The following is a 9,742-nucleotide window of genomic DNA, read 5'->3' on the forward strand; positions in this document are numbered from 1 at the left end:
GGCGCCGCGGCCACCGCCGGGTCGGCGCGCCGGGCGCCGCTGCCCGCGGGCACCGACAGCGGATCGGTGAGCAGGGCGGACGGCAGCAGCACGACCACCCGCACACCGCCGTACGGCGAGGGCGCGGAGTTGATGGTGACCCGGAAGCCGTACTGCTCGGCGAGCCGGCCGACCGCGGCCAGGCCCAGCTGCGGGACCTCGCCGATCCGGGACACCTCCAGCGAGCCGCCGCCGGACAGCGCCGCGCCCGCCTTGGCGACCGTCACCTCGGTCATGCCGACGCCGCAGTCGTCGATCTCGATCACCGCGCCGTTGTGGACCGGCATCAGCGTGACGTAGACCTGCGAGCTGGGCGGCGAGTAGCGGGTCGCGTTGTCCAGCAGTTCGGCCACCGCGTGGATCAGCGCCTCCGCGGCGGCGCCGAGCACGGCGGTGTCCACCCGGCTGTGCACGACCACCCGCTGGAACGGCAGGATGCGCGACTGGGCGCCGCGCACCACGTCCTCCAGCGAGACCGGCTCCGGCCAGTGCCGGCCCGCGCGGGAGCCGCAGAGCACCGCCAGGGTCTGGGCGAGCCGGGCCTGCTGGGCGGCCGCGTGGTCGGCGCGCAGCAGGCCTTCGAGCAGCACCGGGTCGTCGTGGGTGCGCTCCATCTCGTCCAGACCGGCCTGCTGGTCGTGCGCCATCACCAGGATGCGGCGGGCCACGCTGAGGAAGGCGCGGCGGGTGGCCGCGTTCATCTCCTGTTCGCGCAGCGCCGTCTCGGCGCCCGCCTGACGGTCCGCCAGTTCGGCGGCCAGGCGGTCGCGGGTGGCGGCGAGTTCCTCCTCGGCGGCGGCCAGCCGGCCGCGCAGGGTACGGGTGACGGCGCGGGACCGAGCGGAGGCCGCGAGAGCGAGAAGAGCGAGCAATGCGGCTGCTGCCAAGCACCATTGAGTGGTCGTCACGCGCTGAAGTTTAGGGTGGAGTTCCTACTTCCGTATGAACTGATCGAAGCAATGCCGTTCAGAGCGCGTCAATATCGGACAGAACCGCCGTAGTTGGGCGCGAAGTCGCCTACTGCCCGTCGGCCTCTCCGTACGGCTGCTGCTTGCGCGCCGCCACCGGCTGCAGCGAACGCATCGACCGGGCCACCGCCAAGCCGCGCTTCAACGTCGCCCGCCAGCCCTCCGGCTGCGGCACCCCGGGCCGCGCGGCGGCGGCCGGCTCGGCGGCGGTGGTGGCGGTGCGCGGGGTGGGGATCAGTCCCGTGCCGGGCTCGATGTGCTGAGTCGCCTGCGGCATTGCGCTGTCCTCCGTGCTTGTCGGTCAACCGTGGAAGGTCTTCACGCGGTATGACTTCCCGACCGCAGCACAGTGTTACGCACCGGCGGTGTCGAAATGGTGGGGGACCGGTTGCGGAACGGTGAGGAGGGGGCGCGCGCCGGAGCTTCGCGCAGCTGGGAGCCGCTGTCAGGCCTGCTGACCCTCCTGCTGGGAGTTGTCGTTCGCCGGCCAGTCCGGGGAGGAGACGGTGTCCTGCTGCGGGGCGCCGCCGCCCGGGTGGTCGTGGACGGCGTGCGCGCTGGGCGCGGTGAGCGAGGCGACCACGCCGACGGCGAGCGAGGCAAAGGCGAGCAGGCTGCGCTTCTTCATACCGGGTAGAACGCGCCAGGCCCCCCTGAGGTCACGCCCCGCGTCCACCCGGCCAGTTGCCGAGCCCGTCGACCAGCACCGCGGTCAGCCGCTCCAGTGTCACGTCCTGGCCCTCGGCGAGCTGGAACGCCCCCGCCGTGGTCAACGAGGCGTACCCGTGGGCGACGGCGCGCAGCGAGCGCGCGGCGTGCACCGCCTCGGAGCCCGCCAGGCCGTACCCGCGCAGCACCGCGAACAGCACGTTCACCAGCCGCTCGCCGGCCGCCGCCAGGTCGGGGTCCGGGACGGGCGCCTGCGGCAGCGCGGCGTACCGCCGGGGGAACCGGGCGGCGTACCCGGCGTACGCGCCGAGCAGCGCGGCGACCGCCTCGTCGCGGGAGTGGCCGAGGACGGCGGCGGCCAGCCGGTCGGTGAGCTCGTCGAGGATCCGGACGGCGACCAGCCGGCGCAGCTCGGGCAGGCCCCCGGCGACGTGCTTGTACAGCGACGGGGTGGCGACCTTGGCGCGGGCGGCGACGGCGGCCAGGGTGAGCGCCTCGGCGCCCTGGGCGTCGATCAGTTCGAGGGCGTGGTCCACCACGGCGGTGGGGGAGAGTCCGGCGCGGGCCATCAGCGGGCGACCTCGTTCAGGAAGGGGAGCAGGGCGTCGGCGACCGCCTGCGGGTGGCTGGCCATCGGGTAGTGGCCGGCGTTCTCGATCATCACCTTACGGCCGCGCAGCGCGGCGGCCTGCCGGTCGGCGATCAGCTCGGGCTTCGGGAAGTCGGGGTCCTTGGCGCCCATCAGCACCAGCGCGGGGGCGTCCACGGCCGCGCACCAGCCGACGGGCGCGGAGTCGCCCGCCAGGTAGCCGCGCAGGGCGGCCCTGCGGCCGGGCTCGCGCAGCATCGCGGCCAGGCCGGCCCGGTAGGCGTCGAAGTCGGCGGGCCGCTCGGTCGGGTAGTAGAACTTCTGCAGCGCGCCCCACAGACCGGGGAAGGCCGTCAGCAGCGGGCCGACCAGCCCGAACAGCGCCTTCTGGAAGCCGTTCAGCGGCAGGTTCTCGACGAAGGCGTCGATCAGCACCACGCCGCCGGTGCGGGCGGGGGCGAGCGCGGCGGCCCGGACCACGGTGGCGCCGGTGTAGGAGTTGCCGACCAGCACGGCGCCGTGCAGGTCGAGGTGGTCGAGCAGGGCGGCCAGGTCGTCGGCGATCGCGGCGGGCGAGTGGTCGGTGAAGCCGGTGGAGGACTCGCCGAGGCCGCGCAGGTCCATGGTGACCACCCGGTGCCCGGCGGCGGTCAGCAGCGGGGCGAGGTGCCGGTAGACGGCGCGCTTGTCGAGCATGCCCGGCAGCAGGACCACCGGGACGCCGGCGCCGGGGGTGTCGTCGTACGCGATCCGGCCGCCGGGGACGTCGAGGTACCGGGTGGTGCCGAGGGTGCTGTTCACGGGGGGCCTCCTGGACGGGCGGTGCGGTGCGCCGGGCCCCGGAGGCCGAGCGACTGCCGATAGCCACAAAGCTATGGCTAATAGCCTTAGCCGTCAACCCCGGAACGGTCAGACTCCGCCCACCTTGAACGGGTCGTGCTCGGCGAGCAGCTTCTCCAGGCGCGCCTGGTCCACCCGGGTGGTGATCGCGCCCTCCTCCTGGCGGTCCCGGACCACCTTGGCCAGCGTGAACGCGGAGGTGATCACGTACAGCACCCCGACGGCGAGGAAGGCCCGCATCCAGGCGCTCACCGGCAGGTAGGCGATCCCGAGCACGAGGGCCGCGGTGGCCAGCCCGAAGGAGGCGACGGACTGCAGGAAGTAGGCGGAGGTGGTGCGGTGCGGCACGGTTGCGGTCATGGCACCAGGCTCCCGCCGGCCCGGCGGCCGGTCGTGAGTACGGATACCTACGCGCGCGGTCGCGATCCGTCATTCTCGAACTGGTGAATCGTCACAAATCGCCCATAGGGCGTCAGGAAAACTTCGTCGTCTCGTGGTAGGCGCTTGGAATCATGGGGTCCATAGGATTAACGTTTGATAACGCAGCGCGGTCGGCAACGCCGTAACCATGCGGCACCGTGCGCCACGCCTAATCCACTTGGGCTCACCCTCCGGGGCGTCCCAGGAGCCGGGGAACCACGTTCCACCGGGGTGAATCGGAACGGCCCCAGGGCCCGACCGTAGGAGACCTTCCACCTCCGAACCCGTCAGCTAACCCGGTCGGCGGCAGGGAAGGAAAGGAGCACGCCCCCGTGGCGTCGACCTACACCGAGAGCACCGGCACCCAGCTCCTCGACCACCCGGTCGAGGCGGAAGGCGCCCGACACCGGCTGCCGCGCCAGTCCCGCGCCGGCGCGCCCCTGCTGGGCGTCACCGCGATGACCGCCGCGCTCGGCGCCACCGCCCTCGCCGCCGCCCCCGCGCAGGCCGCCGCCCCGGCGCCCGTCACCGCCGCCGACGAAGCCTCCGACGGGCTGCTCGCCGGCGACCCCGGCCTCGCCCTCGCCGCCCGCATCCAGCAGCAGGCCGACGGCCAGCGCACCGCCGCCGACGAGAACGCCCGGATCGCCGCCGCCCAGGAGGCCGAGGCCAAGCGGGCCGCCCAGCAGGCCGAGGCCGAACGCGCCGCGCACCGGCTGCCGGTGGCCGGCTACCAGCTGAGCGCGCAGTTCGCGCAGTCCGGCTCGCACTGGGCGCACCTGCACACCGGCCTCGACTTCGCCGCCCGCACCGGCACCCCCGTCACCGCGATCGCCGGCGGCACCGTCACCTCGGCGGGCTGGTCCGGCCCCTACGGCTACCGGGTCATCCAGACCCTGCCCGACGGCACCGAACTCTGGTACTGCCACCTCTCCCGGATCGCCACCGCCTCCGGCCCGGTCGCCCCCGGCGCCCTGCTCGGCGCGGTCGGCGCCACCGGCAACGTCACCGGCCCGCACCTGCACCTGGAGGTCCGCCCCGGCGGCGGCGCCCCGGTCGACCCGCAGCCCTGGCTCCGGCAGCTCGGCCTCCAGCCGTAACGGCCCCGCCGGCGCCCGGGGACTCAGTACACCTCGGGCGCCAGCTCCGGGAACTCCTCCAGCAGCAGCCGGGCCAGCCCCGGCACCGTCCACTCGCCGCACAGGTCGATCGCGGCCTGCGCCACCGCCTCCTCGAACTCCTCGAACTCCCCCGCCAGTTCGGCCGGCATCGGCAGTCCGAGCGCGTTCAGCTCGGCCAGATTGCGGTAGCTGCGCCGCATCAGGCCCTGCTCCAGCAGCCGGCGCGCACCGTCCGAGGACACCCCGACCAGCAGCGCCCGCTCCGGGCCCCAGCCGCCGTCCGGCTCCACCCCCGGCACCCGCTCGTACGCGGCGAAGCGCTCCTCGACGTCCAGCGCCCGAAAGCCCTCCAACCAGCCGCGCACCTGCTCCAGGTCGTCCGTCGGCACCCCGTCCGCGCGCAGCAGCAGGGCGTACAGCCGGGGCCAGGTCAGCAGGTCGGAGCGGAGCAGCAGCGACTCCACCAGCACCTGGCCCTGCCAGTCGGTCTCCGCGTGGAGCTTCTCCCACCGCTTGGCGTTCAGCCGCCGCGCCGCCCGCTGGTGGTCGATCAGCAGCCGCACCGCCGCCGGGTACGCCCACGCGTCGCCGTCCGGCTGGACGTACAGGTGCAGCTGCTCGTACAGCAGGTGCTCCAGCACCGGCGAGGTCAACTCCGGGAACCCGTCGTGCAGTCGGGCCCCGCCCAGCTCCAACAGCGTCAGGACGGTCCGCACCGCCGGCTCGGGTACCGCCGCCAATCCCTGCTCGGCCGCCCAGTCCAGCAGGTCGGCGGCACGGGTACGGGGAAGCAGGTGCAGGTCGTCGTCGTCCACCCCGGTACGGTAGCCGGTCCGCGCCGGCCCCACCGGTAGGGTCGGTCGGCATGGAAACCGTCCGGCTGACCGGCCCCCGGCTCACCCTGCGGGAGTACCGCCACACCCCGGAGGAGGTCGCCGCCCTGCACGCCGTCCACGGCGACCCCCGGGCGGTCCGCCATCTCCCGTTCGAGGCCGCCGACTTCGAGGAGTGCGCCGACCAGATCGAGCTCTACCTCGACGAGGCCGAACGCGAACCCCGGCAGCACTACCGGCTGGCCGTCGACGACCCCGCCGGCGAGCCGATCGGCCAGGGCGCCCTCACCCGCGAGGGCGAGCACGCCGCCCAACTCGGCTGCGTGCTGCGCCCCGACGCCTGGGGCCGCGGCTACGCGGGGGAGCTCACCGCGCTGCTGTGCACGCTGGGCTTCGACACCCTCGGCCTGCACCGGCTGTACGCCCGCACCGACCCCGGCAACCCCGCCGCCGCCCGGGTGCTGGCCAGGGCCGGCTTCCGGTACGAGGGCCGGATCCGCGCCGAGTCGCACTGGGGCGGCGCCTGGCACGACGCCCTCCAGTACTCGCTGCTCGCCCCCGAGTGGCCCGCCCTGCGCCCGGCCACCCCGGGGTGCGGGGGTTAACCCCACCCCGAAGTCGGCAGCAGGCCTCATACCGGCACACCCGCCCCGTGCGGCACCTTTGAAGGGTGCCCGGCGCCGCCGACCGGCGGCGCCGCCCCGACCACCCGAAGGACCGCGGATGTCCACCGCTGCGTACCGCGCCGCCACCGGCGACCACCCCACCCGGCCCGGGTTCTGGCGCGCCCCGTTCTCCCGGGCCGGCTTCCGCGAGCTCGGCTTCGCGCTCAGCGGCCTGCCGGTCGCCGTCCTCGGCTTCACCACCGTCGTCGCGCTGTTCAGCACCGGGCTCGGCCTGTTCGTCACCACGCTCGGCATGCCCGTGCTCGCCCTGCTCACCGTCGCCGGCCGCGGCTTCGGCGCCGCCGAGCGCCTCCGGCTCCGCAGCCTGCTCGGCCTCGACCTGCCCGAGCCGCGCGAGGTGGCGGTCCGCCGGGAGGGCGCCTGGGGCGCGATCACCGCCCGGCTCGCCGACCCGGTCGGCTGGAAGGGCGCGCTGTACCAGTTCGTCATGTTCCCCTGGGCGATCCTCAGCTTCGTGCTCTCCACCGTCTTCTTCACCGTCGGCTGGGCGCTCCTGCTCTTCCCCGCCTACCAGTGGGTGTTCGGCCGCTACACCGACTGGGACGGCTACCGGGTCGCCGACTGGACGGACTCGCACGGCGTCCAGCACGTCTACGAGCTCCAGTCCCCGTTCCAGATCGGCGCCGTCAGCCTGATCGGCCTGCTGTTCGTCCTGCTCACCCCGCAGCTGGTCCGCGCCCTCAACAGCGCCAACCGCCTCGCCGCCCACGCCCTGCTGGCCGGCCGCTGAACATGCGACACCCCCGGGCCCGTGGTCGGATGACCACGGGCCCGGGCCGCACCCCGGGCCCGTCGAACGCCCGGAGGACCGCCGATGAGCCCGGTCTTGAACCGCCCAGCGCCCGTCCTGATCACCTCACGGCCGCTCGACGAGTACTGCGCCTACCTCGGCCTCACCCGCGCCGACCTGAGCCGGCTGCCCGGCCCGCTGCTGGACTGCCCCGGCGGGGCCGCCGCGCTCGCCGCCGAGGCCCGCGCGCTCGGCTGCCGGGTGGTCGCCGCCGACCCCGGCTACGCGCTCGGCCCCCGCCGCCTCGCCGAACTCGCCGCCGCCGGCCGCGACACCATGGCCACCGCGATCCGCCGCGACCCCGCCCACCACCTTCCCCGCACCGCCCACGGCCGGCGCCGGCCCGACAAGTACCTGCGCAGCTGGGACCGCGCCCGCCGGCTGTTCGCCGCCGACGCCGCCGCCCACCCCGGCCACTACCTGGCCGCCGCGCTGCCCCGACTCCCGTTCGCCGACGGCGCCTTCGCCCTCACCCTCAGCTCCTACCTGCTGTTCGCCTACCCGGCGCTCTTCACCCCCGCCGACCAGTTCCGGGCGCTGCGCGAACTCGCCCGGGTCACCGCCCCCGACGGCGAGGTGCGGATCTTCCCGCTGTACGACCACACCGGCCGCCTCTGCCCGCACCTCGCCGAACTCCGCGCCGCCCTCCGCCACCACCGGATCGCCAGCCGGGTCCTCACCACCACCCCGCCGCACCGCATCCTGCTGCTCACCGCCCCGGGCGGATGACGCGCGCTCAGCAGCTCTCGGCCGGCGCCGGCGCGTCCCGCAACGAGTGCACCGCCCGCAGGTACGCGCCCACCGCGTCCCGGCTGCGGGACAGGCACTCCACCCGCTCGGACAGCTTCCGGTGCTCGTGCTCCAGCGCCGCCAGCGTCTCCTCGGTCGCGCCCCGGACGTGGTACTGCCCGCTGGTCAGGCAGGGCAGCACCTCCCGGATGGTGCGGGTGGACAGGCCCGAATCCAACAGCGAACGGATCTGCCGGACCCGCTCCACCAGCGCCTCGTCGTACTCCCGGTAGCCGTTCGCCGAACGCCCCGGCTTCAACAGGCCCTGCTCCTCGTAGTAGCGCAGCAGCCGGGGCGAGGCCCCCGCCCGGTCCGCCAGCTCACCGATCCGCACGCGCGTCTCCCGTCCGCCGGAAGGACTTGACCTTCACACCGATGTGAGGGTTCGAGGATAGCGGCATGACCGCGACCCACACCGAACCCCGCACCGCCGCAGCCCCCTCGGACCGGCGCCGGGGCCTGCACTGGTCCCCGCTGCTGGCCCTGGCCACCGCCGCCTTCCTGGGCATCGTCACCGAGGCCCTGCCCGCCGGCGTGCTGCCCGAAATGGCCCACGACCTGCGGGTCGGCGAATCCGCGATGGGCCAGTCGCTCACCGGCTACGCCCTCGCCACCGGACTCTCCGCCGTCCCGCTCGTCCGGGCCACCGCCCACTGGTCCCGCAAGCGCCTGGTGCTCGCCGCCGTCGCCGTCCTGCTGGTCGCCAACGTCGTCACCGCACTCTCCCCGTCCTACCCGCTCACCATGGCCGCCCGGATCGCCGCCGGCGTCGCCGTCGCCGCCATCTGGTCCGAACTCGTCGGCTACGCCCGCCGATTGACACCGCCCGAGCTGCACGGCAGGGCGATCGCCGTCACCGCGCTCGGCGTCCCGCTCGCCCTCTCCCTCGGCATCCCGCTCGGCACCTGGTCCGGCCGGCTGATCGGCTGGCGGCCCACCTTCGCACTGGTCGCCGCCCTCGCCGCCGCCCTGCTGCTGTGGCTCGCCGCCGCCGTCCCCGACGCCTCCGGCCGCCGCCCCGGCCGCTCCGAATCCCTGACCGGCGCCCTGCGCCTGCCCGGCGTGAGGCCCGTACTGTTCGTCGTCGGCGCGTTCGTCCTCGCCCACAACGTGCTCTACACCTACATCGCCGCCCTGCTCGACCACTACGGCCTGGCCGACCGCCGCGACCTGGTGCTGCTCGTCCTCGGCGTCTCCTCCGTCGCCGGACTCGCCGTCACCGGCGCCCTGGTCGACCGCCGGCTGCGGCACCTCACCCTCGCCGCCACCACCGCCGTCCTCGCCGCCCTCGGACTCCTGCTGCTGCCCGCCCCCGCCGCTCCCCTCGTGCTGCTCGCCGCCGCCCTCTGGGGCCTCGGCTGGGGCGCCGTCGCCCCGCTGTTCCAGACCGCCGCCGCCGACGCCGGGGGCGACCGCGCCCAGACCCTCCTGGTCGCCACCTGGAACACCTCGATGGGCCTCGGCGGCGCCGTCGGCGGACTCCTGCTCGACCTCTCCGGCCCCGGAGCCTTCCCCTGGTTCGCCCTCGCCCTGCTGCTCCCCGTCCTCGCCACCGCCACCCTGGCCCGCCGGCACGGCTTCCCGCCGAAACGCCCGTGAAGCCCGCGAGAACGCAGACGGCCCGCGGGCTGCTCCTCGCGCCGAACCCGCTGGACGGGGACGGCGATCGAGGCACCGGGGATGTACCGGTGAGCCCACGGGCCGGGTGACTGCTGGGAATTCGCCTGAGCCGGAGACCAACGGCCTCACTGCCGCACAGGCAGGGGCGGCTCTAGCGAGCAGCCACCTCACGCATCCTGAAAGAACTCAACTCAGGATCACCTCCTTTCAGTGTGCTGCCAGCGTAGGCACCGCCACCGGACCGGGCAAGGGATTTATTCGGCCGCACACGGCGAAGGCCCGGAGGCGATGCCTGGTTCCCGGAGATCGCCCGGAACAGGAAGACCCCGGGGGTGGTGGCCGTGATCCGCCCGGTCGCGGGGTCGTACGTCGGCAGCC

At 74.7% G+C, this 9,742-nt stretch carries 13 protein-coding genes and 1 riboswitch; of the genes, 5 read left to right on the forward strand and 8 right to left on the reverse strand.

The features are described from left to right. The 6 genes from ACWEMJ_RS32360 to ACWEMJ_RS32385 all read right to left on the reverse strand — a co-directional run. Nucleotides 1–947, reverse strand: a 947-nt coding sequence (locus ACWEMJ_RS32360) for a sensor histidine kinase (protein ID WP_452140708.1), incomplete at its 3' end; no start/stop codon positions are given. Between the two features lie 109 nt (nucleotides 948–1,056). Beyond that, nucleotides 1,057–1,284, reverse strand: coding sequence for a hypothetical protein (locus ACWEMJ_RS32365; RefSeq protein WP_452140709.1), 228 nt, complete (start codon nucleotides 1,282–1,284; stop codon nucleotides 1,057–1,059). Between the two features lie 168 nt (nucleotides 1,285–1,452). Further along, entirely contained in the window at nucleotides 1,453–1,635 is a 183-nt protein-coding gene (locus ACWEMJ_RS32370; RefSeq protein WP_452140710.1) for a hypothetical protein, read from the reverse strand. A 31-nt stretch (nucleotides 1,636–1,666) separates the two neighbouring features. Then, nucleotides 1,667–2,245, reverse strand: a complete 579-nt coding sequence (locus ACWEMJ_RS32375) for a TetR/AcrR family transcriptional regulator (protein WP_452140711.1) — start codon at nucleotides 2,243–2,245, stop codon at nucleotides 1,667–1,669. Then, nucleotides 2,245–3,066, reverse strand: a complete 822-nt coding sequence (locus tag ACWEMJ_RS32380; RefSeq protein ID WP_452140712.1) for an alpha/beta fold hydrolase — start codon at nucleotides 3,064–3,066, stop codon at nucleotides 2,245–2,247. Before ACWEMJ_RS32380 ends, ACWEMJ_RS32375 begins: the two co-directional genes overlap by 1 nt. A gap of 108 nt (nucleotides 3,067–3,174) precedes the next feature. Next, nucleotides 3,175–3,465 carry a YiaA/YiaB family inner membrane protein gene (locus tag ACWEMJ_RS32385; protein WP_452140713.1) on the reverse strand — a complete coding sequence of 97 codons (291 nt, stop codon included), beginning with the start codon at nucleotides 3,463–3,465 and terminating at the stop codon, nucleotides 3,175–3,177. Nucleotides 3,466–3,684: 219 nt separating this feature from the next. After that, nucleotides 3,685–3,846: riboswitch (cyclic di-AMP (ydaO/yuaA leader) on the forward strand. An 11-nt stretch (nucleotides 3,847–3,857) separates the two neighbouring features. On the opposite strand from ACWEMJ_RS32385, the gene ACWEMJ_RS32390 reads away from it, so the two are divergent. Beyond that, nucleotides 3,858–4,625 carry a M23 family metallopeptidase gene (locus ACWEMJ_RS32390; protein ID WP_452140714.1) on the forward strand — a complete coding sequence of 256 codons (768 nt, stop codon included), beginning with the start codon at nucleotides 3,858–3,860 and terminating at the stop codon, nucleotides 4,623–4,625. A 23-nt stretch (nucleotides 4,626–4,648) separates the two neighbouring features. On the opposite strand, the gene ACWEMJ_RS32395 is transcribed toward ACWEMJ_RS32390, so the two are convergent. After that, entirely contained in the window at nucleotides 4,649–5,461 is an 813-nt protein-coding gene (locus ACWEMJ_RS32395) for a hypothetical protein (RefSeq protein ID WP_452140715.1), read from the reverse strand. A 50-nt stretch (nucleotides 5,462–5,511) separates the two neighbouring features. On the opposite strand from ACWEMJ_RS32395, the gene ACWEMJ_RS32400 reads away from it, so the two are divergent. The 3 genes from ACWEMJ_RS32400 (at nucleotide 5,512) to ACWEMJ_RS32410 (ending at nucleotide 7,684) form a co-directional block, all read left to right on the forward strand. Beyond that, complete coding sequence (locus ACWEMJ_RS32400; RefSeq protein ID WP_452140716.1) at nucleotides 5,512–6,084, forward strand: GNAT family N-acetyltransferase; 573 nt, start codon at nucleotides 5,512–5,514, stop codon at nucleotides 6,082–6,084. A gap of 118 nt (nucleotides 6,085–6,202) precedes the next feature. Beyond that, nucleotides 6,203–6,895 (forward strand): sensor domain-containing protein, encoded by a 693-nt coding sequence (locus tag ACWEMJ_RS32405; RefSeq protein ID WP_452140717.1) that lies wholly within the window; start codon nucleotides 6,203–6,205, stop codon nucleotides 6,893–6,895. An 84-nt stretch (nucleotides 6,896–6,979) separates the two neighbouring features. After that, on the forward strand, nucleotides 6,980–7,684 hold the full coding sequence (locus ACWEMJ_RS32410) for a class I SAM-dependent methyltransferase (RefSeq protein WP_452140718.1): 705 nt from the start codon (nucleotides 6,980–6,982) through the stop codon (nucleotides 7,682–7,684). Nucleotides 7,685–7,691: 7 nt separating this feature from the next. Here the strand turns inward: ACWEMJ_RS32410 and ACWEMJ_RS32415 are convergent, their stop codons facing one another. Further along, entirely contained in the window at nucleotides 7,692–8,078 is a 387-nt protein-coding gene (locus tag ACWEMJ_RS32415) for a MerR family transcriptional regulator (RefSeq protein ID WP_452140719.1), read from the reverse strand. Between the two features lie 65 nt (nucleotides 8,079–8,143). Between ACWEMJ_RS32415 and ACWEMJ_RS32420 the strand changes: the two genes are divergently transcribed. Continuing rightward, nucleotides 8,144–9,343, forward strand: coding sequence for an MFS transporter (locus tag ACWEMJ_RS32420; protein WP_452140720.1), 1,200 nt, complete (start codon nucleotides 8,144–8,146; stop codon nucleotides 9,341–9,343). Nucleotides 9,344–9,742: the final 399 nt, after the last annotated feature.

The organism is Kitasatospora sp. NPDC004531 (genome assembly GCF_053602195.1).

What these genes read in the sequence shown, in the direction of transcription:
- ACWEMJ_RS32365 (WP_452140709.1), bottom strand. Translation starts at nt 1,284, where the DNA reads ATGCCGCAGGCGACTCAGCACATCGAGCCCGGCACGGGACTGATCCCC.
- ACWEMJ_RS32370 (WP_452140710.1), bottom strand. Translation starts at nt 1,635, where the DNA reads ATGAAGAAGCGCAGCCTGCTCGCCTTTGCCTCGCTCGCCGTCGGCGTG.
- ACWEMJ_RS32375 (WP_452140711.1), bottom strand. Translation starts at nt 2,245, where the DNA reads ATGGCCCGCGCCGGACTCTCCCCCACCGCCGTGGTGGACCACGCCCTC.
- ACWEMJ_RS32385 (WP_452140713.1), bottom strand. Translation starts at nt 3,465, where the DNA reads ATGACCGCAACCGTGCCGCACCGCACCACCTCCGCCTACTTCCTGCAG.
- ACWEMJ_RS32400 (WP_452140716.1), top strand. Translation starts at nt 5,512, where the DNA reads ATGGAAACCGTCCGGCTGACCGGCCCCCGGCTCACCCTGCGGGAGTAC.
- ACWEMJ_RS32405 (WP_452140717.1), top strand. Translation starts at nt 6,203, where the DNA reads ATGTCCACCGCTGCGTACCGCGCCGCCACCGGCGACCACCCCACCCGG.
- ACWEMJ_RS32410 (WP_452140718.1), top strand. Translation starts at nt 6,980, where the DNA reads ATGAGCCCGGTCTTGAACCGCCCAGCGCCCGTCCTGATCACCTCACGG.
- ACWEMJ_RS32420 (WP_452140720.1), top strand. Translation starts at nt 8,144, where the DNA reads ATGACCGCGACCCACACCGAACCCCGCACCGCCGCAGCCCCCTCGGAC.